The 24,833-nt window shown below is 46.3% G+C and carries 24 protein-coding genes, 1 other RNA gene and 1 other annotated feature (1 of these 26 running past the window's edge); of the genes, 23 read left to right on the forward strand and 2 right to left on the reverse strand.

Features of this window, described 5'->3' with window-relative positions:
* Positions 1–150: 150 nt before the first annotated feature.
* Positions 151–825 (reverse strand): response regulator transcription factor, encoded by a 675-nt coding sequence (locus NFR99_RS10800; protein ID WP_135974394.1) that lies wholly within the window; start codon positions 823–825, stop codon positions 151–153.
* A gap of 159 nt (positions 826–984) precedes the next feature.
* Between NFR99_RS10800 and NFR99_RS10805 the strand changes: the two genes are divergently transcribed.
* The 6 genes from NFR99_RS10805 (at position 985) to NFR99_RS10830 (ending at position 4,969) form a co-directional block, all read left to right on the forward strand.
* A complete protein-coding gene (locus NFR99_RS10805; RefSeq protein ID WP_251353615.1) occupies positions 985–1,503 on the forward strand; it encodes a phosphatase PAP2 family protein in 519 nt (172 codons plus the stop codon).
* A gap of 203 nt (positions 1,504–1,706) precedes the next feature.
* Positions 1,707–2,660, forward strand: coding sequence for a trypsin-like serine peptidase (locus NFR99_RS10810; RefSeq protein ID WP_135974392.1), 954 nt, complete (start codon positions 1,707–1,709; stop codon positions 2,658–2,660).
* A 17-nt stretch (positions 2,661–2,677) separates the two neighbouring features.
* Positions 2,678–3,277: an Ig-like domain-containing protein gene (locus NFR99_RS10815; protein WP_251353616.1), complete on the forward strand. Its 600-nt coding sequence runs from the start codon at positions 2,678–2,680 to the stop codon at positions 3,275–3,277.
* Between the two features lie 181 nt (positions 3,278–3,458).
* Entirely contained in the window at positions 3,459–4,331 is an 873-nt protein-coding gene (locus NFR99_RS10820) for a peptidoglycan recognition protein family protein (protein WP_135974388.1), read from the forward strand.
* A gap of 91 nt (positions 4,332–4,422) precedes the next feature.
* The gene (locus tag NFR99_RS10825) at positions 4,423–4,593 is read left to right on the forward strand and encodes a chorismate--pyruvate lyase (protein ID WP_135974386.1); all 171 of its coding nucleotides are present in this window, start codon (positions 4,423–4,425) and stop codon (positions 4,591–4,593) included.
* Positions 4,580–4,969 (forward strand): DUF3783 domain-containing protein, encoded by a 390-nt coding sequence (locus NFR99_RS10830; protein WP_168354707.1) that lies wholly within the window; start codon positions 4,580–4,582, stop codon positions 4,967–4,969. The genes NFR99_RS10825 and NFR99_RS10830 overlap by 14 nt, the downstream gene beginning before the upstream one ends.
* A gap of 82 nt (positions 4,970–5,051) precedes the next feature.
* On the opposite strand, the gene NFR99_RS10835 is transcribed toward NFR99_RS10830, so the two are convergent.
* Positions 5,052–5,480, reverse strand: a complete 429-nt coding sequence (locus tag NFR99_RS10835; protein ID WP_251353617.1) for a GNAT family N-acetyltransferase — start codon at positions 5,478–5,480, stop codon at positions 5,052–5,054.
* Between the two features lie 174 nt (positions 5,481–5,654).
* Here NFR99_RS10835 and NFR99_RS10840 point away from each other — a divergent pair, with 174 nt between their 5' ends.
* From NFR99_RS10840 to NFR99_RS10920, 17 genes are all read left to right on the forward strand, one after another.
* A complete protein-coding gene (locus tag NFR99_RS10840) occupies positions 5,655–6,014 on the forward strand; it encodes a BlaI/MecI/CopY family transcriptional regulator (protein WP_120482311.1) in 360 nt (119 codons plus the stop codon).
* 13 nt (positions 6,015–6,027) lie between these two features.
* Positions 6,028–7,407, forward strand: coding sequence for a M56 family metallopeptidase (locus tag NFR99_RS10845; RefSeq protein ID WP_251353618.1), 1,380 nt, complete (start codon positions 6,028–6,030; stop codon positions 7,405–7,407).
* A gap of 97 nt (positions 7,408–7,504) precedes the next feature.
* Positions 7,505–8,824 (forward strand): aspartate kinase, encoded by a 1,320-nt coding sequence (locus tag NFR99_RS10850; RefSeq protein WP_251353619.1) that lies wholly within the window; start codon positions 7,505–7,507, stop codon positions 8,822–8,824.
* Positions 8,825–8,937: 113 nt separating this feature from the next.
* Positions 8,938–9,579 carry a redox-sensing transcriptional repressor Rex gene (locus NFR99_RS10855; RefSeq protein ID WP_120482304.1) on the forward strand — a complete coding sequence of 214 codons (642 nt, stop codon included), beginning with the start codon at positions 8,938–8,940 and terminating at the stop codon, positions 9,577–9,579.
* A complete protein-coding gene (locus NFR99_RS10860) occupies positions 9,576–11,066 on the forward strand; it encodes an NAD(P)H-hydrate dehydratase (protein WP_120482302.1) in 1,491 nt (496 codons plus the stop codon). The genes NFR99_RS10855 and NFR99_RS10860 overlap by 4 nt, the downstream gene beginning before the upstream one ends.
* Positions 11,063–12,217, forward strand: coding sequence for an alanine racemase (gene alr, locus NFR99_RS10865; RefSeq protein WP_120482300.1), 1,155 nt, complete (start codon positions 11,063–11,065; stop codon positions 12,215–12,217). Before NFR99_RS10860 ends, alr begins: the two co-directional genes overlap by 4 nt.
* A 174-nt stretch (positions 12,218–12,391) precedes the next feature.
* Entirely contained in the window at positions 12,392–12,766 is a 375-nt protein-coding gene (locus NFR99_RS10870; RefSeq protein WP_120482298.1) for a type II toxin-antitoxin system PemK/MazF family toxin, read from the forward strand.
* Between the two features lie 272 nt (positions 12,767–13,038).
* Positions 13,039–14,052, forward strand: coding sequence for a type I glyceraldehyde-3-phosphate dehydrogenase (gene gap / locus NFR99_RS10875; RefSeq protein ID WP_120482296.1), 1,014 nt, complete (start codon positions 13,039–13,041; stop codon positions 14,050–14,052).
* A gap of 87 nt (positions 14,053–14,139) precedes the next feature.
* Positions 14,140–15,345, forward strand: a complete 1,206-nt coding sequence (locus tag NFR99_RS10880) for a phosphoglycerate kinase (protein ID WP_120482294.1) — start codon at positions 14,140–14,142, stop codon at positions 15,343–15,345.
* A gap of 165 nt (positions 15,346–15,510) precedes the next feature.
* Entirely contained in the window at positions 15,511–16,260 is a 750-nt protein-coding gene (gene tpiA / locus NFR99_RS10885; RefSeq protein ID WP_120482292.1) for a triose-phosphate isomerase, read from the forward strand.
* Positions 16,261–16,323: 63 nt separating this feature from the next.
* Entirely contained in the window at positions 16,324–17,361 is a 1,038-nt protein-coding gene (hydE, locus tag NFR99_RS10890; protein ID WP_251353620.1) for a [FeFe] hydrogenase H-cluster radical SAM maturase HydE, read from the forward strand.
* A 171-nt stretch (positions 17,362–17,532) separates the two neighbouring features.
* The gene (gene thrC / locus NFR99_RS10895; protein ID WP_251353621.1) at positions 17,533–19,020 is read left to right on the forward strand and encodes a threonine synthase; all 1,488 of its coding nucleotides are present in this window, start codon (positions 17,533–17,535) and stop codon (positions 19,018–19,020) included.
* 173 nt (positions 19,021–19,193) lie between these two features.
* The gene (gene pckA / locus NFR99_RS10900) at positions 19,194–20,798 is read left to right on the forward strand and encodes a phosphoenolpyruvate carboxykinase (ATP) (protein WP_251353622.1); all 1,605 of its coding nucleotides are present in this window, start codon (positions 19,194–19,196) and stop codon (positions 20,796–20,798) included.
* Positions 20,799–20,932: 134 nt separating this feature from the next.
* Positions 20,933–21,113: non-coding RNA, 6S RNA (ssrS, locus tag NFR99_RS10905), on the forward strand.
* Between the two features lie 57 nt (positions 21,114–21,170).
* Positions 21,171–22,223 carry an aldose epimerase family protein gene (locus NFR99_RS10910; protein ID WP_251353623.1) on the forward strand — a complete coding sequence of 351 codons (1,053 nt, stop codon included), beginning with the start codon at positions 21,171–21,173 and terminating at the stop codon, positions 22,221–22,223.
* 83 nt (positions 22,224–22,306) lie between these two features.
* Positions 22,307–23,668: a SpoIID/LytB domain-containing protein gene (locus NFR99_RS10915; protein WP_135974367.1), complete on the forward strand. Its 1,362-nt coding sequence runs from the start codon at positions 22,307–22,309 to the stop codon at positions 23,666–23,668.
* A gap of 80 nt (positions 23,669–23,748) precedes the next feature.
* Positions 23,749–24,576, forward strand: a complete 828-nt coding sequence (locus tag NFR99_RS10920; RefSeq protein WP_120482272.1) for a YihY/virulence factor BrkB family protein — start codon at positions 23,749–23,751, stop codon at positions 24,574–24,576.
* Positions 24,577–24,694: 118 nt separating this feature from the next.
* Positions 24,695–24,833 (forward strand) — a binding site (T-box leader) (it continues 85 nt past the right edge of the window).

A 24,833-nucleotide genomic window follows, 5' to 3' on the forward strand; every position in this document is an offset into this window, starting at 1 on the left:
CTTTTTTACATCAACTACTTAAAAAAAACTTTTTTAACATTTTTCATTTTACCTATTGACATTTCTTAGCTGGACTTTTTCTTGACTGATCTTATCTTATCGGAACAATCCAAAAGAAAAGCAAAGAAACAGTAAAAAAAGAGTAAAGAATCAGGGCTTTAAACGGTAACCGATGCCCCAGACGGTTTCTATGTAATCTTCGTCGGTGAGCGTCTTGATCTTTTTGCGGATATTGCTGATATGGACATCCAGCGTCTTTGTCTCCCCCATATACGGCTCTTCCCAGGCATATTCAAAAATGTCCTCCTTGCTGAATACCTGTTTTGGGTGTTTCAGAAGCAGTTCCAGAATCGCAAATTCCTGTTTGGTAATACGGGGCAGCTCTGTTCCGGAAATGCTGGCCAGGAACGTGTTTCTGTCCAGGGTGAGCGCTTTGTGGGAAAGAACCGCCTGTTCCGGAGCCCGGGACAGATGGCGGAGCTGTACCTGTACGCGTGCAAGGACTTCTTTGATTTCAAAAGGTTTTGTAATATAGTCGTCTGCTCCGCCGGTCAGTACATCCACTTTTTCCTGCAGTTCGTTTTTAGCAGTCAGCACAATGACTGGAGTAGTACCGCTTTTTCTGATTTGTTCCAGTACCTCTTCACCCGGAATACCCGGGAGCATCAAGTCCAGAAGCACAAGCGCATAGGAATTCATTTGAAGAAGCATCCCCGCTTCTGTCCCGGAAAATGCCTGGTCGCAGGCATAGCCTTCTTTTGTCAGCGCTTCTTTCAGCAGATGATTAATGCTGGTATCGTCCTCTACAATAAGAATTTTTTTCAAAATAGATATCTCCCTGTTAAAAAATGCCGTTTCGCGTTTCAGTGGATTTATTTTAACATGCAGGAAAGAGGGTTTCAACTGGAATGGAGGTATGCTTGAATAAATTCTTTTCTTATGGTATGTTGTGTAATATGATAACCGTCAGGGAGGAGACACAACATGAACTTTGATTTTGGAATTTTGGACTTTATTCAGTCAAATATGCGGAACGACTTTTTTGACGCTGTTATGCCGTTTATCACAAGACTGGGAGATGCGGGGATGATCTGGATTATCGGAACTCTGATCTTGCTGGCGATTCCGAAAACCCGAAAGGCAGGAATCGCTGCCGCAGTCAGCCTTCTGCTGGAAGTGATCTGCTGCAATTTGCTTTTAAAACCTTTGGTGGCGCGCACACGCCCTTATGATATCAATACGGCGATTCAGCTCCTGATTCAGCGCCCCCTGGACTTTTCATTTCCGTCAGGGCATACCTCAGCGGCCTTTGCAGTGGTGTCTGCTTTGTTTTTCAGCAAAAACCGCCTTTGGATTCTGGGAAGTATACTGGCGGTTCTGATTGCTTTTTCCAGGCTTTATCTGTATGTGCATTTCCCATCGGATGTGTTTGTGGGAGCGTTGATCGGGATTGCGTCAGGATGGATTGGGAGTTTGGTGGTTCAGAAGGGGAAACGGGAATAAGAAAAAACGAGAACATGCTGCTTCTTCGTGATAAGCGGCATGTTTTTGTGTATATAGAACATTTAGTTTAAAAATATTAATTTTATTTTAGATAATTTCAATTGACATATAAAAATGTAAAATATATAATATAACTCAACAGATATAGGGGTATAAAGTCTGAATTTATACTTGGCCCATTTACAAAAAAGGAGGTATACTACATGAGAAAGAAATGGTTAAAGAAAGCTATTATTGTGGTGATGGGCGCGGTGACGTTTTTCAACATGTATACGCAGATATTATATGCAGCGCCAACGGTAAATAATATTATCCCAAATGAACAGGAACTTGTAGAGATTTCAGATTATAATCTGCAGACGCAGACAGAAGAAACGAGTTATGTAAGTGATTTTGCATTAGATCCAATAACTGTATTCGATGAATCAATATCTACATATGCTATAATAGGGAGTGATAATCGTACCATTGTTTCTGATACTACAGTTGCTCCGTATCGTTACGTGGGACGTTTGGTTACATATTATACAGTACCTTCTACGGGGGCAGCTATGATGGATTCGGGAAGTGCATTTTTAGTAGGACCTAAATTGGTGATGACTGCAGCGCATTGTTTATATCCAGTATGGAAAGGAGAGATATGTAACATTACAAAGGTAATGTTCTATCCAGGAAGAAATGGTAATAATCTTCCATATGGAGGAGTTCAAGGAACAGTTCTGCATGTACCTACAAAATATAAACAAAATGCTTTAGAATATGAAAAGAATTATGATGAGAAATACGATTATGCAGTTATGGAATTAGCTACAGCGGTTGGGAATACTACAGGATATTTTAGAACGGACGCAAACTATATGGTTGGGACGGGAGAAAATGTAGGTTCTTCATTGAAAGTTATTGTGGCTGGATATCCGGGGGCGGTGAGTGAGCGTAATAAATTGTATCGTCAGGCAGGAACGGTTAATTTTATGGGTGACGGATATTTGCTGGATTATACGATGGATATAGAGAGCGGGCAAAGTGGAGGACCATTATATTATAAAGAAAGTGGAAAATATTATGTGATGGGAATTATTACATCAGATACGCCTACACAAAATTACGGAAGGCGTTTAACAAATGCTGTTTTGCAGCTGGTAAAGAAATATAGTTAAAGAGGGGAGATAAATGCATGAAAGAGAGAATTTCAAAAATAATCTTTTCCGTACTGGCATTGTGTGTGATATTTTGCGGATGGAATGTACAAGCGGCGTCTTCTATGTTGAACGAACAGGAGATTGTCTTAGAAGTAAATGAAACCTATATGCTGAAAGCTTCTACGTCAAAGAAGGTTTCGTGGAGCAGTACATCGGATATTCTTGCTCTGAATGAAGAGGGAAAGAAAGCAGCAGTAACTGCTTTGAAACCAGGGAAAGCAAAGGTATATGCGAGAGTGGGGGGCAGAAAGGTATGCTGTAAAATCACTGTTTTGAAAAAAGCATTTTCCAGGCGCAGGTCAAAATCAATGTTTCGTTCGCCGGATGGGACTTTTACATGGCATAAAGTGCCGGGCGCGGAAGGATACCAGATTTATGAAATAAAGCCCGGCGGTAAAAAGCAGAAGCTGTTTAAAACGATTAGAGGGGGAAATATCACCCGGTATTCGGGAAATATCATAAACACAAAAAGTACATTTAACATAAGGGCTTACCGAAGAGTAAACGGAAAAATTGTATACAGTAAATGGGCGAAAAGAAGTATGTCATGGCCGATTACTGTTACAAAAGGCTAAAATATTTAAAAGACGGCAGAGGGTTTTTGCAGCCCTCTGCTTTTATAGCATTTTATGGCACGAATAAATAAAAAATGAGAAAAGGGACAGGCACAGAGCAGTTTGGCGAAGTGTATATAGTACTATGGAAGCATTGGCAAAAGCCAGGGCTTTCACAGTAAATATATAGGAGGGACGCCAAATGGCTTTGAATATTGTAAAGCGTTATCTTACAAAGAACCGCTGCTATCAGAGCGGTGTAACTTCTCAGAAGATTGGGATTCAGATACACACAATCGGGACAGGGCAGGACAACGCGGAGGCAATCGCAGAGTATTGGGATCAGAGCAGCGTAGATACCTGCGTTCATTATTGTGTGGACGCGGAGGTTCCGGGACTGGTGCTGCAGTTCCTGCCGGAGAGTTACCGAAGCTGGGCAGATGCCGGCTACGGAAATAACAATTTAATTACGATAGAAATCTGTGAGTCGGACGCCATTGTTTATACAAACGGGGCTTTGTATGACGTGACGAATTTTACCAAGTTTAAGCAGGATATTCTGAGGGGGTACTGGACAACCGTAGAGTTGTGCGCGCACATTTGCCGGGAATACGGCTGGAATCCGCAGGCGAAGCTCCCGTCGGGACTTTACCTGATTTCATCCCATGATGAGGGGCGCAGAGCGGGACTGTCTTCGGGGCATGTAGACCCGACGCATGTGTGGGACAGATTTGGTCTGACTATGAACGGGTTCCGGGCAGATGTGGCTTTCGCTATGGGAAATGACGGGGAGCTGACGATAGGAATGAAGGTGCGGCTTACCCAGGGAATTACATTCCGAACAGGCGTGTCTACGGAGTCTGAACAGGCTGGCTACGTGAAATATACCGAGCTTCCCAAGTCCGTGCAGAAAAAATGCAAACGGCTGTCAGGCAACAAGGCAAAATTAAAAAAAGGGAACGTAGTGAAAATCAAGGATCTGGAAATTTCCTGGAACGGCGATATATGGATTGAAGTAAAGAACGGCTGGCTGCCTGTGGTGGTAAAAGGGAAATACCGGGTGGAAAGAGCATAGCTTGCCATGAGACTGCTTTTATGGTAAGATTCGGGTATCAGTTGAAATATAGAAAACGCCGGGCAAATAGCCGGAAGAAGGAGGAAACAGAGTGGAAACCTGGTACTACGAAGTTGTCAGTATTGACGGGGATTATGCAAATTTAAAAAGGACGGATATAGATTCCGATGAGTTAAAGATGGTCGCGCGGGCGTTGCTTCCGGCGGAAATCATGGAAGGAAGCAGATTGAAATATGAGTGGATGCAGTATGAAATCATATAAGAAGATTTTCGTCTATATGACGGACAGGGAGAAAAAAGAGAAGATTCTGTCACTGTGCGGGGAACTGAATTTGGGACTGGACGAGATTTCTTACGCGCAGATTAACACGCCGCTTGTGGAACTTGTGGGATTGCCCAGGCTCCCGGAAGAGATGCGGGGAAAGGCAGCTGCGCCTGCCCTTTACAACATGCCGGAGCTGCTGGTTTTCTGTGGAATGCCGGAGGATGAAGTAGATGTGTTCCTGAAACGTTACCGGGAAATAGGCATCGCCCCAGTGAGCCTGAAAGCAGTTACGACGCCGTACAATCTGCTGTGGACACCTTATGAGCTTGTAAAAGAGCTGGAAAAAGAGAGGGAGGCGTTGAGAAATACCTGAAGCAAGGTTTGACAAAATCAAAAATTAGGATGTGAAAAGGATACTGGCGTAAATAATGGCGCTCTGCGGTTTACAGGCGCCATTATTGCTTCCATATCATAGTATATTCTTTTTCACCAGTATTTTTGTCTATATTTTTGTGCTGAATTTGAAAGGATTCTCTCTGATAAAATTTAACGGCTCTTACATTTTTCTGATATACGCTTAGTGTTAGCTGTCCTTTCGCGGACTTGGCAAAGTCCAGCAGCAGCTTTCCGATACCTTTGGACTGCGCGCTGCTTCGGACAAAAATTCCTGCGATATAGTCAGCATCCAGCCCAAGAAAGCCGTCTATGTTGTGGGTGGACTCATCTTCATAGACATAGACTTCCGCCTGTAAAAGCATTTTTTTTACATGTTCGAAATGGTCTTTCCAATATTGCGCGGGGATGAAATCGTGGGCTTTCAGATTGGTATCCAGCCAAATATCTGCGACTTGGTCGATATCTGGTTCTTGTAATTTTCTGATCATGCTGTGTCTCCATTCAAAAATGAGGTGGGATTTATAAAGTCACTCGCTCAATTATACAATAAAATAAAAAGAAATGCAATTTGTCGTTGACAAGTCAGGTCTATAGTTATAGAATAAAAATAAGTCTATAACTATAGACCTGATGCTCATTTTAGAAAGAGAGGAGGTTTTCCAGTGGAATATTTGAAATTATGTGACAGCGATTACCGTTTTATGACGGTAGTGTGGGATTACGCACCGATCAATTCAGGAGAGCTGGCGGCTCTTTGCCTGAAGGAGCTGGGCTGGAAAAAGTCTACGACTTATACGACGATAAAGAAGCTGTGTGAAAAGGGGTATATCAAAAATGAAAATGCCGTGGTGTCTGTAAAGATTCCAAGGGAAAAGGTACAGTCACAGGAGAGCGATTATTTTGTGGAACGTACATTCAGCGGCTCGCTTCCCAGATTTCTGGCTGCATTCCTGGGAGGGAAAAAGCTGTCGAGAAAGGAAGCGGAGGAGATTCGGAAAATGATAGAAGAGCACGAGGAGTAGGAGGAGGGATTTTATGGAGAAGCTGTTTCGGGTTATTTTGGAGATGGGGATTACGGCGGTGCCTGTGATTCTTGCGGTGTTTGCCATACGGATGTGCCTTTTGCGCGCACCGAAACGCTATTCGTACCTGCTCTGGGGAATCGCAGGATTCCGTCTGGCAGTTCCGTTTTCTGTTTCATCGGCGCTCAGCATATTTAATCTTGGTTTTTTCAGGGGGACAAGTATAGGAAGGAATATCGCGCAGCCGGGGATGGGCGAAGCTTTTGGGGCGCAGCCGGCAGGGCTTGGGCAGGGGCTGGCAGGCGCGGGCGCTTTGCAGACAGCTCCTGCGCTGCAAGGCAGGGCGAGCGCCACAGATGGGATATGGCAGGTTCTTATGTTTCTGTGGGCGTTGGGCGTTGTCGCGCTCCTGGGGTATTTCCTGCTGTCCTGGATACAGATGAGGAGAAGAGTAGAAAAAGCAGTCTGGATGCAGGAAAATGTCTGGGAGTGCGAAAACATCCCATCGCCGTTCGTTATGGGGATTTTCAGCCCGAAGATTTATATTCCTTTCCGCTTGGGGGAAGCAGAACGCATGGTTATCTTGAGCCATGAGCAGTACCATATCCAGAGAAGGGATTATCTGGTGAAGATCTTTGCATACCTGCTGCTGGCGGTTTACTGGTTTCATCCTCTTGTGTGGGCGGCGTATTTTGCGATGCAGAAAGATATGGAAATGAGCTGCGACGAGCGGGTTCTGGAACGGATAGGGGTTAAAAGAAAAGCAGAATACAGCAGCCTCCTGCTTTCTTTCGCACAGAAAGAAAGCGAAAGCTTCCACACAGGAATCCTGGGGTTTGGAGAAAATGGAATCAAAAGACGGATACGGAATATTCTGAATTTCAGGCATACAGGGCGCTGGGTGGGAGCTGGCCTGGGCGTGGTGTGTATCATGGCAGTCTGTCTGCTTGGCACAAATGGAAGGGTAGCAGATACAGTTCCCGAAAGCCAGGCAGAATCTGACGGCAGCGTTTACAATCAGGAGTATGGTTTTTCAGTCGGAGTTCCAGAAGCATCGGACGCGGTAAAAACATATAAAATGGAGGTGGGGGCAGATGTGGATGAGGAGCTTAAAGACCTCTGGACTCCGGGGCTGAGCCTGAATGAAATAACAAAAGAAGGCAGTTTCGGTTTTGATTTGCTGTCCTCGTATCTTCATGCCGGTACATATGAAGTGGAGGGAGATATTTTGACTCTGACAGATTATGAAGGGACTTATCATTTCCGGTTTAAGAGAATAGATAAGGATACGCTGGAATTTATTCAGGAAGGCTCTTCTTCGGTTGCCCTGACAGATGAGCGGATGGGAATCCCCGTATATGACGGAGCGCAGTTTAAGCTTACGGAGGATTAGCCTGAAAGAATATCTTCCTAAAATACTGGACGAACGGCGATTTTTATACTAAGATAAGAGAAACGTCTAGTTGTTACGTCAGGAGGAGATAAAAAGTATGAAAAAAGTAGTGAAATTTGGAGGCAGTTCTCTTGCCAGCGCAGAGCAGTTCCGTAAGGTAGGAGATATCATCCGCAGCGATGAAGCGAGACGGTTTGTAGTACCGTCTGCACCGGGAAAACGGTTTGACGGGGACACGAAGGTAACGGATATGCTCTATAAGTGTTATGCTGCGGCTGAGGCAGGAGAAAAGTTTGGGAAACTGCTGGAGGATATCAAGGCGCGCTATTATGAAATTATTCATGGACTGGAGCTTTCGCTTTCCCTCGAAGAAGAGTTCCAGGTTATCAGTGAGTCTTTTGCCGGGAAAGCAGGGACAGATTATGCGGCTTCCAGGGGAGAGTATCTGAACGGCATTGTAATGGCTGCATATCTGGGATATGAGTTTGTGGATGCGGCAGAGGTGATTTGTTTTGACGAGGATGGGAATTTTGCGGCGGATGAGACAAATGCAAAGCTTTCCGCAAGGCTGGCAGAGGTAGAGAGCGCTGTGGTTCCGGGATTTTACGGCGCCATGCCGGACGGAAAGGTAAAGACATTTTCGAGAGGCGGTTCCGATGTGACCGGTTCTATTGTGGCAAAAGCTATCAGTGCGGATATCTATGAAAACTGGACGGATGTTTCCGGGTTCCTGGTGACAGACCCACGAATCATTGAAAATCCGAAGGTGATTGAGACAATTACTTACCGGGAGCTGCGGGAGCTTTCCTATATGGGCGCGACTGTACTTCACGAAGATGCGATTTTCCCGGTGCGCAAGGCGGGAATCCCCATTAATATCAGGAATACGAATGCTCCGCAGGATAAAGGAACCCTGATTGTGGAAAGCACATGCAGGAGACCGAATTATACAATCACCGGAATTGCCGGGAAGAAAGGTTTTGCCGCCCTGAATATTGAGAAGGATATGATGAATGCGGAGGTTGGATTTGGCAGGAAGGTGCTCCAGGTGTTTGAAGAAAATGGGATTTCTTTTGAGCATATGCCCTCCGGTATCGACACGATGACAATTTTTGTCCATCAGTCGGAATTTGAGGAAAAGGAGCAGAAGGTACTGGCGGGAATCCACCGTGCGGTGAACCCGGATTCTGTAGATTTAGAAGCGAACCTGGCCTTGATTGCAGTGGTAGGGCGCGGTATGCGGGCGACCAGAGGAACGGCTGGGCGTATTTTCTCCGCGCTGGCACATGCGAATATCAATGTGAAGATGATTGATCAGGGTTCCAGCGAGCTGAATATTATCATCGGCGTGAGAAATGATGATTTTGAAGCGGCAATTAAAGCGATTTATGATATTTTTGTGACAACCCAGCTATAAGAATTGACAGAAATTTAACATTTAGGTATACTGGATAAAGAAGCATACCCCATTCCGACAGGGGAAGACCGCTGACGGGATGGGGTAAACTATAGTCGGGAAGGATGATTCTGATGGAGGGGAAGGAAATATCAAGGGCAGTAGTGAAACGTCTGCCGCGCTATTACCGGTATTTAGGAGATTTGCTTGAGAGAGGTGTAGAGAGAATTTCTTCAAATGATTTGAGTGAAAAGATGCGGGTAACTGCATCGCAGATTCGGCAGGATTTGAATAATTTCGGCGGTTTTGGGCAGCAGGGCTATGGCTATAATGTGGAGTTTCTTTATAATGAGATAGGAAGAATCCTTGGACTGGATAAAACCTACCATATGATTATCGTGGGAGGAGGAAATCTGGGGCAGGCGCTTACGAATTATGTAAAGTTTGAAAAGCGGGGATTTAAGATTATAGGGATTTTTGATGTGAATCCAGAGCTTGTGGGAAAAAATGTGAGGGGGATAGAGATACGTGTGGCAGATGAGATTCCCCGTTTTCTGCGGGAAAATGACATTCAGATTGCCGCGCTTACGCTGCCGAAAAGCCAGGCTGAAGAGATGGCGGTGCTGCTGGTCGAGAATGGTGTGAAAGCTATCTGGAATTTCGCACACCTGGATCTCAGATTGCCGGAGGATGTGATTGTGGAGAATGTACATCTGTCGGAAAGCCTGATGCAGCTTTCCTATAATATCAGCCGCAGACAGGAGACGGGGAGATGAAATACCTGGTAAATGCCCGGGAGATGCAGAGATGCGACAGGATTACGATAGAAGAATATGGGGTTCCCGGTCTTGTGCTTATGGAGCGGGCAGCTTTGGCAGTGGCAGATTCGGTGATGGACGGTGAATTTTGTACGGATAAGGTGCTGGCAGTGTGCGGTTCGGGCAATAACGGAGGCGACGGATTTGCAGCCGCCCGGATTTTGATGGAGCGAAATGTGGAGATTGCTGTCCTGTTTGTAGGAAAAGAGGAGTCCATGAGCGAAGCAGCGCGGATTCAGAAGAAAATCTGCGAAAATTATGGTATGAATTTTGTCAGCAATATAGACGTTCATGAATATACTTGTATAGTAGATGCTATCTTTGGCGTGGGGCTTTCCAGGAAAGTCGAGGGAGAGTACCGGACGTTGATCGAACAGATTAATCAGGCATCGGGAAAGGTGATAGCAGTAGATATCCCTTCAGGCATTTCTGCTGATAGCGGCAGAGTGATGGGGGCAGCCGTATGCGCAGACAGAACCGTGACATTCGGGTTTGCGAAGCTTGGACAGGTGCTTTACCCGGGAGCCTTATACTGCGGGGAAACCGTTGTATGGGACATAGGAATTACAGAGAAAAGTTTCCGTGGGGAATTACCCCGTGCATACTATCTCGGACGGGAGGATATGCGCTGCCTGCCGCGGAGGATGAGGTATTCAAATAAAGGTACTTACGGAAAAGCCCTGCTTGTGGCGGGACAGAAGAATATGTGCGGTGCGGCATATCTGGCAGGGGAGGCAGCGTACCGTGTGGGAACAGGGCTGGTGAAAATCTTTACAGAAGAATGCAATCGGGTGATTGTGCAGGAAAGGCTTCCGGAAGCGCTGTTGTCTACATATGAGGTTTCGGAGGTTTTGGAAGAAGAAAACAGCTTCCGGTGGCCTACAGCAGCAGGAATCGGCCCGGGGTTTGGAACAGGCGAGGGAAAGTGGGAAATCCTGTGTTTGTTTTTGGAAAGATGCGTCTGTCCGCTGGTACTGGATGCAGACGCGCTGAATCTGCTTTCCGGCAGGATAGAGACGTTAAGGGAGCGCCGGGCGCCTGTTGTGGTGACTCCCCATGTAGGAGAGATGGAACGTCTGACGGGTATTCCCAAAAGCACGATTCTGGAAGATTTGCCGGGAACATGCCGGCGATTTGCAGAGGAGTACCGGGTGGTTTGCGTACTGAAAGATACCAGAACCGTGGTTTCTGACGGCAGGGAAATCTGCGTAAATCTCACGGGGACAGACGGAATGGCAACGGGAGGTTCCGGGGATGTACTTACAGGAATTCTGACAGGACTGCTTGCACAGGGGATGGAGCCTTTTGCGGCGGCAAAGCTGGCAGTGTGGATTCACGGCTCTGCCGGGGAACTGGCGTCCAAACGTCTGGGAAGACGCGGGATGCTGGCAGGAGATCTTTTGAAGGAGATACCGACAGTATTGTTGGAGGGAGAGAACGCATGAAGAAGCATGGAAGAGTATGGGCGGAAATTGATCTGGATGCAATAGAGTTTAATTATCAGGAAATGAAAAAGAAGCTTGGCGGCGGACAGAAAATGATTGCCGTAGTAAAAACCGATGGGTATGGACACGGCGCCGTGCCTATAGCAAGGTTTCTGGAGCCGCTGGATGATATCTGGGGATTCGCGGTGGCGGCTGTGGAGGAAGCGCAGGAGCTAAGGAGACATGGAATTACAAAGCCCATACTGATCTTAGGCTATACGTTCCGGGAGGATTACCGCTGGTTGGCGAGAGAAGAAATACGCCCTGCAGTTTTCAAGTATGATATGGCGGCGCAGATGTCGGAGGCGGCGCTGGCAGAGGGAAAGAAGTTTTTTATACATATGGCTGTAGATACGGGAATGGCAAGGATTGGGCTTCCAGATACAGAAGAAGGCGCAGAGGAGGCTGCCCGGATTACCGCGCTTCCCGGGATTGAGATAGAGGGGCTGTTTACGCACTTTGCCAGGGCTGACGAGGCAGATAAGTCCCATGCCAAAATTCAGTTTTCGAGATACATACATTTTTTAGAACTGCTGAAAGAGAAAGGGGTAGAAATTCCCCTGCGGCATTGTTCAAACAGTGCCGCTATCTTAGAGATGCCGGGGCTTACGGCGGATCTGGTAAGGCCGGGGATTACAGGTTATGGGATTTATCCTTCAGAGGAAGTGAGCCGTGAAAGCCTGCCGCTCCGTCCGGCAATGTCCTTAAAAAGCCATATTGTGTACATAAAAGATGTGGAAGCGGGAACGCCTGTCAGCTATGGGGGAACTTATGTTACAGAACAGAAAATGCGGATTGCCACGATACCTGTAGGATATGGGGACGGGTATCCGCGAAGCCTTTCCAATAAAGGCTGGGTGTTAATACATGGGAAAAAAGCGCCGATTCTTGGCAGGGTATGTATGGATCAGTTTATGGTAGACGTAACCGGAATCCCGGAAGCGAAGGAATTGGACGAGGCAGTTCTGATGGGAGAATCAGAAGGAAACGTTTTGGATGTAGATATTCTTGGAAAACTGTCAGGACGGTTCCCCTATGAGTTCGTGTGCAACATTGGAAAACGCGTCCCAAGGGTCTATATCCGAGACGGAAAGTTCAGGGAAAATCCGTAAATCGCAGCGAAGGCGAAACGATAACCTCAGTTTGATAAAATGCAGATGGGAAGCGGCATTTGAAATGCCGGTCCTTTGTCTATGCAAATTTACCGCCGAAAATGAATAACGATAAAAAACAGGGGAATACTGTAGATACCGGAAAGGAAAAACAGGAATCGGAGTGTGAATTTTGTGATTATTAAGCGAGGGGATATTTTTTATGCGGACTTACGTCCGGTGGTCGGCTCAGAACAGGGCGGGGTGCGCCCGGTGCTGATTATCCAGAATGATATTGGGAACAGGCACAGCCCCACCGTTATCTGTGCGGCGATTACATCAAAGATGAATAAGGCAAAACTTCCCACCCATGTGGAGATTGATGCAGGCCGGTATGATATTATCAAAGATTCCGTTATTTTGCTGGAACAGCTGCGGACGATTGATAAGAAACGGCTGAAAGACAGAGTGTGCCATCTGGATGCGGAAATATTGTGTAAGGTAGACAGGGCGCTGGCAGTCAGCCTGGACATGGGATGCCAGACGGCACGGGCGCAGGGATGCAGATAGCGGGAATGCTACATAAAAAATGCCGTGTGCTTGTGGATGTTTGCCGGAAATATGGGAATACTTTGAAAGGGACTCGGGTTTGAGTTCCTTTTTAATGTAAATGGTGTTTTGCAGGCATATTGAAGGATTTTGCAATTTGCTCTTGAATTTTCTGGACAAATTAGGTAAAATAATGAATAGGTTGATGTTTCTTTAACAAACTATAGGAACACATCATGAACCGGCATATACCGGCCGGTTGCAAAATTTCATTCTTAGGAGGAATATAAATCATGGCAGTAAAAGTAGCAATCAATGGTTTTGGCCGTATTGGTCGTCTGGCATTCAGACAGATGTTTGGCGCAGAGGGATATGAAGTAGTTGCAATCAACGACTTGACATCTCCGAAAATGTTGGCACATTTATTAAAATATGATTCATCACAGGGCAAATATGATCTGGCTGACAAGGTAGAGGCTGGCGAGGATTCTATCACTGTTGATGGAAAAGAGATCAAAATCTATGCTATGGCTGACGCTTCCCAGCTTCCTTGGGGAGAAATCGGAGTAGACGTTGTATTAGAGTGTACAGGATTCTACACATCTAAAGCAAAAGCGGAAGCACACATCAAAGCAGGTGCCCGCAAAGTCGTTATTTCCGCTCCGGCTGGAAACGATCTGCCGACTATCGTTTACAATGTAAACCATGAGACACTGACAGCAGAGGATACTGTTATTTCCGCAGCTTCCTGTACAACAAACTGCCTGGCTCCGATGGCAAAAGCTCTGAACGACTATATGCCGATCCAGTCCGGTATCATGTGCACTATCCATGCTTACACAGGCGATCAGATGATCCTTGACGGACCGCAGAGAAAAGGCGATCTGAGAAGATCCCGTGCAGGCGCTGTAAACATCGTTCCGAACAGCACAGGCGCAGCAAAAGCTATCGGTCTGGTTATTCCGGAACTGAACGGCAAGCTGATCGGCGCTGCTCAGCGTGTACCGACCCCGACAGGTTCTACGACAATCCTGAACGCAGTTGTTAAGGGACAGGCTACTGTTGACGAAATCAACGCAGCTATGAAAGCAGCAGCTACAGAGTCTTTCGGTTACAATACAGATGAAATCGTATCCAGCGACATCGTTGGTATGAGATTTGGTTCTCTGTTCGATGCTACTCAGACAATGGTAGTAAATCTGGAAGACGGAACATCTCAGGTACAGGTAGTTTCCTGGTACGACAATGAGAACTCCTACGTAAGCCAGATGGTTCGTACAATCAAATACTTCTCAGAGTTAGCATAAGTTTAAATATCTTTAAGAAGATCCAAAAAGGGTCCGGTCTGCTTGGACCGGGCCCTTTATCATTATCATTATTCAGGAGGCAAACAAATGCTTAATAAGAAATCAGTTGATGATATCAACGTAAAAGGCAAAAAAGTTCTGGTAAGATGTGATTTTAATGTTCCTTTAAAAGAAGGGAAAATCACAGATGAGAACCGTCTGGTAGCAGCTCTTCCGACAATTAAAAAATTAATCGCGGACGGCGGAAAGGTAATCCTCTGCTCACATCTGGGCAAGCCTAAGGGAGAGCCGAAACCGGAACTTTCCCTGGCGCCGGTTGCAGTACGTCTTTCTGAACTGCTTGGACAGGAAGTGAAATTTGCGGCGGATCCTGAGGTAGTAGGAGTGAATGCAAAGGCAGCTGTAGAGGCTATGCAGGACGGAGAGGTTGTATTGTTAGAGAATACACGGTACCGTGTGGAAGAGACTAAGAATGGCGAAGCATTCAGTAAAGAGCTTGCTTCTCTGTGTGAAGTATTTGTGAACGATGCTTTTGGAACAGCTCACAGGGCACATTGTTCCAATGTCGGTGTAACAGAATATGTGGATACTGCGGCAGTAGGTTATCTGATGCAGAAAGAAATCGACTTCCTGGGCAATGCAGTAAACAGCCCGGAAAGACCATTTGTAGCAATTCTCGGCGGAGCTAAAGTTGCGGACAAGCTGAATGTTATCAACAACTTACTTGAGAAATGCGATACCCTGATTATCGGCGGCGGTATGGCTTATACGTTCTTAAAGGCTCAGGGAAAAGAAGTAGGAAACTCTCTTCTGGATGAGTCTAAGATTGATTACTGCAAAGAGATGATGGAAAAAGCAGAGAAGATGGGCAAAAAACTTCTGCTTCCGGTAGATGCAGTTGTAGCTGACGGTTTCCCAAGCCCGATTGATGCGGAAATCGAAGTAGCTGTCGTATCGGCAAATGCAGTTCCGGCTGATAAAGAATGTCTGGATATCGGACCTGAAACGGCAGAGCTGTACGCGGAAGCTGCAAGGACAGCAAAAACCGTTGTATGGAACGGACCGATGGGCGTATTTGAGAACCCAATCCTTGCAAAAGGTACAATTGCAGTAGCAAAGGCTTTGGCAGAGACAGACGCTACCACAATCATCGGCGGCGGTGACTCCGCAGCAGCCGTAAACCAGCTTGGCTTTGGCGATAAGATGAGCCATATTTCCACAGGCGGCGGCGCTTCCCTTGAATTCCTTGAAGGCAAAGAACTCCCAGGCGTAGCAGCAGCAAACGATAAGTAAGCACTTAGCGATTGGCGAGCCGGAGGCGAAGACAGAGCTTAGTGCGAACTTAGTTCCCTGCACTTAGCGAATGCGAGCTGAGCGAAGCATGAGGTTAGTAAAGGGAACAAACCGCATAGCGATTGGCGAGCCGTCCATTTTAATATATTTAAGGAGAAAATGAAAATGTCAAGAAAGAAAATTATTGCAGGCAACTGGAAGATGAACATGACTCCAAGCGAGGCAGTTGCTTTAGTAAACGAGTTAAAACCATTGGTAGCAAATGATGAAGTGGACGTAGTATTCTGCGTTCCGGCAATCGATATCATCCCGGTTGTAGAGGCTGTAAAAGGCTCTAACATCCAGGTAGGCGCAGAGAATATGTATTTTGAGGAGAAAGGTGCATACACAGGCGAGATTTCTCCCGCTATGCTTACAGATGCAGGCGTTAAATATGTAGTTCTCGGACACTCTGAGAGAAGAGAGTACTTTGCGGAGACAAATGAGACGGTAAATAAGAAAATGCTGAAGGCATTTGAGCATGGAATTACACCAATCATGTGCTGCGGCGAGACTCTGGAGCAGAGAGAGCAGGGCGTGACTATGGATTTCATCCGTCAGCAGGTGAAAGTTGGCTTCCTTGGAGTAACAGCAGATCAGGCAAAGACAGCTGTTATCGCGTACGAGCCAATCTGGGCTATTGGGACAGGAAAGACGGCTACGACAGAGCAGGCGCAGGAAGTATGTAAAGGCATCCGCGAGTGCATTGCTGAGATTTATGATGATGCGACAGCAGCAGCTATCCGCATCCAGTATGGCGGCTCTGTAAATGCGGCTACAGCTCCGGAATTATTTGTTCAGGACGATATCGATGGCGGTCTGGTAGGCGGCGCAGCTCTGAAACCGGATTTTGGAAAAATTGTAAATTATAAATAGAAATTGGATTATGTTGAAAGGACGTGCTTTCGGGCGCGTCCTTTTCTGGGTGAAGGAGGAAACATGACGCCGGCGGAAACATTGATCAACAGCCATAGGCTTTCAAGAGAAGAATATGCGGCTCTTTTGATAAAAGCAGAGGATGAGAGGACAAGAGAATTACTCAAGACAGAGGCAGTGCGCCTGAGACGGAAATACTATGGGAATAAAGTGTTTACGCGGGGGCTGATTGAATTCACAAATTACTGTAAAAATGACTGTTATTACTGTGGAATCAGATGCGGAAACCAGAAAGCAGAGCGGTATCGCCTAACCGAAGAGGAAATTCTGGAATGCTGCCGGGAAGGGGACAGGCTGGGCTTCCGCACATTTGTGCTCCAGGGAGGAGAAGACGCGTGGTTTACAGATGAACGGATGGAAAAGATCATCCGCAGAATCAAGCGCGAGTTTCCAGATTGTGCCGTTACGTTGTCCATAGGCGAGAAATCTTATGAGAGCTACCGGAAATTCCGGGAAGCTGGAGCTGACCGTTACCTGCTGCGTCATGAGACAGCAGACGAGGAACATTACCGGATGCTGCATCCAGAGAACATACATCTGTCGAAAAGAAAGCAGTGCCTGTATAATCTGAAAGCATTGGGGTATCAGACAGGAGCAGGATTTATGGTAGGATCTCCCGGACAGACATTAGAAACGCTGGCGGCAGATTTGGAATTTCTGCAGGAACTTAAGCCTCAGATGGTGGGAATCGGACCTTTCATCCCTCATCATGGGACGAAATTTGCCAACGAAAAAGCAGGAAGCGTCAGCCTGACTCTGTTTCTGCTTTCCATCATCCGAATCATGCTTCCCAAAGTCCTCCTTCCTGCCACCACAGCTCTGGGGACAGTAGATCCGCGGGGGCGTGAAAAGGGATTGGAAGCAGGGGCGAATGTGGTGATGCCAAACCTGTCCCCACTCAGGAACCGGAAGCAGTATGACTTGTATGACAATAAAATCTGCACTGGAGATGAAGCGGCAGAATGCAGGGTGTGCCTGGCGCGCCGGGTGGAATCGGCAGGATATTGTCTGGTGGACGAGCGGGGGGATGCGCTGGAGTGAGAGTGGCAGCTTCCGGCGTAAGCGTCAAACAGCGGTTTGAGCTTTAAAAGGCCACGAGTCTGGGACTGGCAGGAATTCACACGGAAAAAGATTGTACAGCAGAAAAAGTTATGCTATAATCTCAGAATGAAAATAAGAACAACCGCAATGCGATAGAAAGGGATGGAGCATATGGATTTAATATATAGAAGTACGAGAGATAACAAAGTATCTGTCACCGCTTCCAAGGCAATTCTAAAGGGGTTAGCGGAGGATGGCGGTCTGTTCGTGCCGGAGATGATTCCGGCGCTGGATAGAAGCATGGACGAGCTGGCGGGGATGAGCTACCGGGAAACCGCTTATGAGGTCATGAAGCTGTTCCTGACAGATTTTACAGAGGATGAGCTGAAAGACTGTATTGCAAAGGCATATGACGAGAAATTTGACACAGAGGAAATCGCGCCGATAAAAGAAGCAGACGGCGCATATTATCTTGAGCTGTTCCACGGTGCGACGATTGCGTTTAAAGATATGGCGCTTTCTATTCTGCCGCATCTGCTGATTACTTCTGCGAAGAAAAATCAGGTGAAAGATGAGATTGTCATCCTGACGGCAACTTCCGGGGATACAGGAAAAGCGGCTTTGGCAGGCTTTGCTGATGTTCCGGGGACAAAAATTGTAGTATTTTATCCGAAGAACGGCGTCAGCCCTATTCAGGAAAAGCAGATGGTAACGCAGAAAGGGGACAATACCTTTGTAGTGGGCATCAAAGGAAATTTTGACGATGCGCAGACAGGGGTTAAAAAGATTTTTGGAGATAAAGCACTGGAGGCGGAGCTGGCAGAGGCAGGTTTCCGTTTTTCGTCGGCAAACTCTATTAATATTGGACGTCTGGTTCCGCAAGTTGTTTATTATGTGTATGCATATGCAAAGCTGTACGCGGCAGGAAAGCTGGCGAAGGATGAAAGACTGAATGTGGTAGTGCCTACAGGAAATTTTGGAAATATCTTAGCGGCGTATTATGCGAAAAATATGGGCGTGCCGATTGGAAAACTGATTTGTGCGTCAAATGACAATAAGGTATTGTATGACTTCTTTGCTACCGGGACATATGACAGGAACCGTGAATTTATCCTTACGACGTCGCCTTCTATGGATATTCTGATTTCCAGCAATCTGGAACGTTTGATTTACAGGATTGCCGGAGCTGACGACGCAGTGGACAGGGAATTAATGGAGAATTTGAGTGTATCAGGAAAGTATGCGGTTACAGACGAAATGAAAGCGCAGCTTGCAGATTTTTATGGAAATTATGCTTCGGAAGCTGAAACGGCGGCGGAGATTAAGGAAGTGTATGATAAAACGGGGTATGTACTGGACACCCATACGGCGGTGGCGTCTAAGGTGCGCAGGAAATATGCTGCTGAGACTGGAGACGAGGCAAAGACAATAATTGCCTCCACAGCGAGCCCGTACAAATTTACACGAAGTGTTATGAATGCTATTGACGCAAAATATGACAGTATGTCGGATTTTGAGCTGGTAGATGAGCTGAACCGCATTTCAGGAGTGGCAGTGCCCGGGGCAATTGAGGAAATCCGTACGGCCCCTGTGCTTCACGATACGGTTGTAGAAGTGGATGATATGAAAGATACGGTCAAGAAATTTTTGGGGATTTAAGCAGAGTTTTCAGGTTCTGCGAGGATTTGGAAAAATTTTAGAGGATTTTTATTGATTTTATTCGGTTATTATGTATAATATAATCTGGAAGTTGGACAGACCCATGTCCATCAAAAGATATCAAAAGTCCTGCAAATGCAGGCAACTATTGAAGAAGAGAGGTAAAAGGTAAAATGGCAGAAATCAATTTAAGTAAGTATGGTATCACCGGAACTACAGAAATCGTGTACAATCCTTCTTACGAGATGCTGTTTGAAGAGGAGACAAGGACGGATCTGGAAGGCTTTGAAAAAGGACAGGTAAGTGAGCTTGGCGCAGTCAACGTAATGACTGGTATTTATACCGGACGTTCTCCGAAAGACAAATTCATCGTTATGGACGAGAACTCAAAAGATACTGTATGGTGGACATCTGATGAGTACAAGAATGACAATCATCCGGCAAGCCAGGAAGCATGGGACGCAGTAAAGAAAATCGCACTGGAAGAGCTTTCTAACAAGAGACTTTTCGTAGTAGATGCTTTCTGCGGTACAAATGCAGACACACGTATGGCAATCCGTTTTATCGTTGAGGTAGCATGGCAGGCTCATTTTGTAACAAATATGTTTATTAAGCCGACCGCTGAAGAGCTTGAGAACTTTGAGCCGGATTTCGTTGTTTACAATGCGTCCAAGGCAAAAGTAGAAAACTATAAAGAGCTGGGTCTGAATTCAGAGACAGCTGCAATGTTCAACATCACAAGCCGTGAGCAGGTTATCGTAAATACATGGTACGGCGGAGAGATGAAGAAGGGTATGTTCTCCATGATGAACTACTACCTGCCGTTGAAGGGCATCGCTTCCATGCACTGCTCTGCAAACACAGATATGAACGGTGAGAACACAGCAATCTTCTTTGGTCTTTCAGGAACAGGTAAGACAACCCTTTCTACAGACCCGAAGCGTCTTCTGATTGGTGATGACGAGCACGGCTGGGATGATAATGGCGTGTTCAACTTTGAAGGCGGCTGCTATGCAAAGGTTATTAACCTGGATAAAGAGTCTGAGCCGGATATCTACAATGCAATCAAGCGCAACGCTCTTCTTGAGAACGTAACGCTGGATGCAGAAGGAAAGATTGACTTTAACGATAAGAGCGTAACAGAGAATACGCGTGTATCTTATCCGATTGACCATATTGAGAAAATTGTTCGTCCGGTATCTGCTGCACCGGCAGCGAAGAATGTAATCTTCCTGTCTGCAGATGCATTCGGCGTACTTCCTCCGGTATCTGTTCTGACACCGGAGCAGACACAGTACTACTTCCTGTCAGGCTTCACAGCAAAACTTGCAGGTACAGAGCGTGGAATCACAGAGCCGACACCGACTTTCTCCGCTTGCTTCGGACAGGCATTCCTGGAGCTGCATCCTACAAAGTATGCAGAGGAGCTTGTTAAGAGAATGGAAAAGAGCGGCGCAAAGGCATACCTGGTAAATACCGGCTGGAACGGAACAGGAAAGCGTATCTCCATCCGTGATACCCGTGGTATCATTGACGCAATTCTCAACGGAGATATCCAGAATGCACCGACAAAGAAGATTCCGTTCTTCAACTTTGAGGTTCCGACAGAGCTTCCGGGCGTAGATTCCGGTATCCTGGATCCGCGTGATACGTACGCAGACGCTTCTGAGTGGGAAGCAAAAGCTAAGGATTTGGCTGAGCGTTTCGCAAAGAACTTTGCAAAATACGAGGGTAATGAGGCTGGAAAGGCTTTGGTTTCTGCAGGTCCTCAGCTCTAAGATAAATAGTTGTAGTTATTACAGCACCGGGAGCAGTTTTGGCTGCACCCGGTGTTTTAAAGTTAAATGGAAATAATTTTCAGGATTATGTGTTGTCAAAATGCAGATACTAGGGTATAATCATTTATACATCAAGATTCCTGGGATGTTCGACAATCCTGTTATTTTGAACCTACATTTACTTTTATGGGATTCTTATATCGCCATATGCAATGACAGGCCGCCGTTTGCAGCGGAAGCCAGAACATATGGCTGCGGATACCCACCTAGCTTTGCTAGGAGTCAAAATACAGGAAACGGCATTTTGGGAATTTTAATAAAAGAGAGTATTCCGTGCGGATACTCTTTTACTGTATAAGGAAGGTGTTTGATATGGGAAGCAAAATCAGCAGTTTTGGAAAGATGGCGGACGGGAAGGAAGTATCCCTGATAACGCTGGTAAATAAAAATGGAATGGGAATCGAAGTAACAAACTATGGCGCAACTTTGGTGGCTGTGACTGTGGCAGACAGGGACGGCAGAATTGACGATGTAGTTTTGGGATACGATGATGTGACGGATTATACGCTTCACGGGGGATATCTGGGGGCAACCGTTGGACGTAACTGCAACCGGATACATGGGGCAAAAGTGGCGATTGACGGAAAAGAGTACATACTGGATGACAATGAAAATGGAAATAATCTGCACAGTGGATTCCAGGGATATAATTCTTTGCTGTGGGATTTTGAGGTGATAGAAGAGGAACTGGCGGTGAAATTCACGCATCATAGCGCGGATGGCGAGCAGGGCTTTCCGGGAAATTTTGATATTACAGTGACATATACGCTGACGGAAGAAAATGAAGTAAAGATTCATTATTGCGGAACGTCAGACAAGGATACTATTGCAAATCTGACAAATCACAGCTATTTTAATTTAGGAGGACATGGAAGCGGGGACATTCTGGAACATACGATGTGGATTGATTCGGACGCTATCACGGTGACTGACGCAAGAAGTATTCCGACAGGAGAAATCAGGGATATTAAGGGAAGCCCGATGGACTTTAACACCCCGAAAAAAATTGGAAAGGATATTAGCGCAGACTATGACCAGTTGATACAGGGGGCAGGATATGACCATAATTATGTGCTGAAGAATCAGGGCTGCGGCTTGAGGAAAATCGCAGAGGCGGCAGACGAGAAGAGCGGCAGAGTGATGGAAGTACTGACAGATAGCGTAGGCGTGCAGCTTTATACAGGAAACTTTATTGATAAGGATAGCAGAGGGAAAGGAGGGGCAGTTTATCAGCCGCGTCACGGATTCTGCCTAGAGACGCAGTATTATCCCGATGCGAACCATCATGAAAATTTCCCTTCATCTATTTTGAAGGCAGGCGAGCGGTATGATACGACGACCGTGTACAAATTTCGTGTGAAGTAAACGTAAATTATAAAAAATAAGTGCATGATTTTCCAATTTTGCGATATACTTCCAATAGGATATTTCGTGATAGGAGAAGTCAAGTGAGTCAGAATACGCATAGGCAGCTTATGATTCTTGGGACATGCGCACTGTGTTTTGTGCTGTTTTCTATTTATCGCAGGGGAGTGGAAAATGGATGGTCAGTGATGCAGAGGGTATATGGAACCGGAAAACTTGTGACAGATATCGGTTCAGATGAGGAAACAGAGCCGGAAACGGCGAAGGCGGTGGGACAGGCTGAAGAGAGACAGGCGGCTGGAGTTCAGGTGACTGCATATGAGGAAAATCCGGATGTGCGGGTACAGTTATGCACAGATGACTATGCAGGGAAATACCATGAAAAGCTGACGCTCGTGTGCAGTACAGCCTACACGGTAAGCTATGGTGACGTGACAGAGGAACATAAGGCATCGGAGCCGGTGTGGTTTACACTGGATGATCCCTGGCTGGAACATGGGACAGTGACACTGGTTCCTAAGAAGAAAAAAGGTGTATTTACATTTTCTGATTTAAAGCGGGCGCAGGGGGCGCCTTCTTACACAGGAAAAATTCTTGTAGAGAGAAAAGAGGAAGGACTTTTAGTAATGAATGAACTTCCGCTGGAAACTTATCTTTGCTCTGTAGTTCCGAGTGAGATGCCATCCGGTTATCCAATGGAGGCGTTAAAGGCGCAGGCTGTCTGCGCCAGGACTTATGCGTTGAAACAGCTTCAGACAGGGCGGCGCACAGAGGGCGGCGCGGATTTGGACGACAGCGTATCTTATCAGGTCTATAATAACTTTAAAAGGGATGAGCGGACAGATTTGGCGGTAAAAGAGACGAAGGGAAAAGTCTTGACGCAGGACGGGGAACTGGTGGATGCGCTTTACTATTCAACTTCCTGTGGCATTGATTTATCACGGAATCTGTCTGAAGAAGCGGTGTTCTGTGCGTTTATGTCGGGGAATGACGAGGCTTATGAAAAAGAAGAGCCGTGGTATCGGTGGAGCACATATTTTTCTCTGGAGGAGCTGACCAGGCTGGCAGGAACTGAGAGTCAGGAGGCAGGAGAAGTGAGCGGAATGCGGGTTTCCGAGAGAGAGAACAGCGGTGTGATAAAGACTTTGGAGATTATTGGTTCCGGCGGAAGTTTTGAGGTAGAAGGAGAATACGAAATCCGAAAACTGCTTCAAACGCAGAATGCCCCGGTAACCCTGCAGGATGGCAGTACGGCGCCAAACCTGGGAATGCTGCCGAGCGCATTTTTTTATTTGACAGAGGAGAAGGAGGGCGGTGTCCTGAAAGGCTATACACTGAAAGGCGGCGGATATGGCCACGGGAAAGGCATGAGCCAGAATGGAGCAAAACATATGGCAGAGGCAGGGCGGAGCTGTGTGGATATCCTGAGATACTATTATGGATAATAGCGCGCGGCGGCGCGGGAAAGTGGCGTGGAATACCGGAAAAGGAACTTAGAAAGAGAAAAGGAGTTATACAGGGCATCATGAAAAAGATTCGTTTGGTGCAGATGTTTATGAGAAAAATGAAAAGGGATCGTGTAGATGCATATTCTGCACAGTCTGCTTTCTATATTATCATGGGATTTATCCCGTTTGTTATGCTGCTTCTTACGCTTCTGCAGTATACGCCTTTGACGCCGGATGACATGATGGGGATGCTGATGAATGCGCTTCCGGACAGTCTCAAAGAGATGGTGGCTGATGTGGTAAATTCTCTGTTTACATCTTCCACAGCGCTGTTGTCAGGAACGGCGATTGCGGCAGTGTGGGCATCGGGAAAAGCCGTGCTGGCTATCACGAATGGTTTGAATTCTGTGTACGATATTGAGGAAACCAGAAATTATGTAGTGATGCGTATACGTTCCTCCTTTTATATCCTGGTAATGCTGGTTTCTCTTATCCTCACGCTGGCGCTGCTGGTGTTTGGAAATCAGATTCATGCCGTAATCGTGGATCATTTTCCGATTTTCAGGGACGTGTCAGGGTTTATTATCAGTGTGCGCACGGTCATTACTTTGATATTGTTGACGCTGCTTTTTGCGGCTATGTATACGATGCTGCCAAATACGCGGCAGCAGTTTTCAGGACAGATACCGGGGGCAGTGGCGGCAGCCGTGTCCTGGTCATTGTTTTCCTATGGGTTTTCCGTATATTTAAATTATGCCCACGGGATGTCGGCAGTTTATGGCAGCCTTACTACAGCGGTGATGATTATGCTGTGGCTATATTTTTGTATGTGGCTGTTGTTTTTAGGAGCAGAGATTAATGAATATTTAAATAGCCCTGAAAGTTTCCGCTTGACAGGAAGCTGAAATATGTTAAAATAACGAGGAAAGCGCATACCGTGCTTGCACGAGTGTGCGTTTGACGAGTATAAACATCGAGACAATCGTCGAGATGTTAAAATAGCGAAAGATGCTAGAATGAAGTTCAAAGGCAAAGAAGATGCAAGTAGGATATCATTTTCTTACAGAGAGAGGGAGCCATCGGCTGGAAGCTTCTTTAAGTTCAGATGATATTCCGAATTTCCCATCGGAGCCGCATTTCTGAAAGCGGAGTAGGAAGTGAC

Origin of the sequence: Hominisplanchenecus murintestinalis (assembly GCF_943193015.1) — a bacterium.
Lineage (GTDB): Bacteria > Bacillota > Clostridia > Lachnospirales > Lachnospiraceae > Hominisplanchenecus_A > Hominisplanchenecus_A murintestinalis.

Excerpts from the sequence above, each read along its gene's own strand:
- NFR99_RS10805 (WP_251353615.1), top strand. The coding sequence starts at position 985 with ATGAACTTTGATTTTGGAATTTTGGACTTTATTCAGTCAAATATGCGG.
- NFR99_RS10810 (WP_135974392.1), top strand. The coding sequence starts at position 1,707 with ATGAGAAAGAAATGGTTAAAGAAAGCTATTATTGTGGTGATGGGCGCG.
- NFR99_RS10815 (WP_251353616.1), top strand. The coding sequence starts at position 2,678 with ATGAAAGAGAGAATTTCAAAAATAATCTTTTCCGTACTGGCATTGTGT.
- NFR99_RS10820 (WP_135974388.1), top strand. The coding sequence starts at position 3,459 with ATGGCTTTGAATATTGTAAAGCGTTATCTTACAAAGAACCGCTGCTAT.
- NFR99_RS10830 (WP_168354707.1), top strand. The coding sequence starts at position 4,580 with ATGAAATCATATAAGAAGATTTTCGTCTATATGACGGACAGGGAGAAA.
- NFR99_RS10835 (WP_251353617.1), bottom strand. The coding sequence starts at position 5,480 with ATGATCAGAAAATTACAAGAACCAGATATCGACCAAGTCGCAGATATT.
- NFR99_RS10845 (WP_251353618.1), top strand. The coding sequence starts at position 6,028 with ATGGAGAAGCTGTTTCGGGTTATTTTGGAGATGGGGATTACGGCGGTG.
- NFR99_RS10850 (WP_251353619.1), top strand. The coding sequence starts at position 7,505 with ATGAAAAAAGTAGTGAAATTTGGAGGCAGTTCTCTTGCCAGCGCAGAG.
- NFR99_RS10855 (WP_120482304.1), top strand. The coding sequence starts at position 8,938 with ATGGAGGGGAAGGAAATATCAAGGGCAGTAGTGAAACGTCTGCCGCGC.
- NFR99_RS10860 (WP_120482302.1), top strand. The coding sequence starts at position 9,576 with ATGAAATACCTGGTAAATGCCCGGGAGATGCAGAGATGCGACAGGATT.
- alr (WP_120482300.1), top strand. The coding sequence starts at position 11,063 with ATGAAGAAGCATGGAAGAGTATGGGCGGAAATTGATCTGGATGCAATA.
- gap (WP_120482296.1), top strand. The coding sequence starts at position 13,039 with ATGGCAGTAAAAGTAGCAATCAATGGTTTTGGCCGTATTGGTCGTCTG.
- NFR99_RS10880 (WP_120482294.1), top strand. The coding sequence starts at position 14,140 with ATGCTTAATAAGAAATCAGTTGATGATATCAACGTAAAAGGCAAAAAA.
- tpiA (WP_120482292.1), top strand. The coding sequence starts at position 15,511 with ATGTCAAGAAAGAAAATTATTGCAGGCAACTGGAAGATGAACATGACT.
- hydE (WP_251353620.1), top strand. The coding sequence starts at position 16,324 with ATGACGCCGGCGGAAACATTGATCAACAGCCATAGGCTTTCAAGAGAA.
- thrC (WP_251353621.1), top strand. The coding sequence starts at position 17,533 with ATGGATTTAATATATAGAAGTACGAGAGATAACAAAGTATCTGTCACC.
- pckA (WP_251353622.1), top strand. The coding sequence starts at position 19,194 with ATGGCAGAAATCAATTTAAGTAAGTATGGTATCACCGGAACTACAGAA.
- NFR99_RS10910 (WP_251353623.1), top strand. The coding sequence starts at position 21,171 with ATGGGAAGCAAAATCAGCAGTTTTGGAAAGATGGCGGACGGGAAGGAA.
- NFR99_RS10920 (WP_120482272.1), top strand. The coding sequence starts at position 23,749 with ATGAAAAAGATTCGTTTGGTGCAGATGTTTATGAGAAAAATGAAAAGG.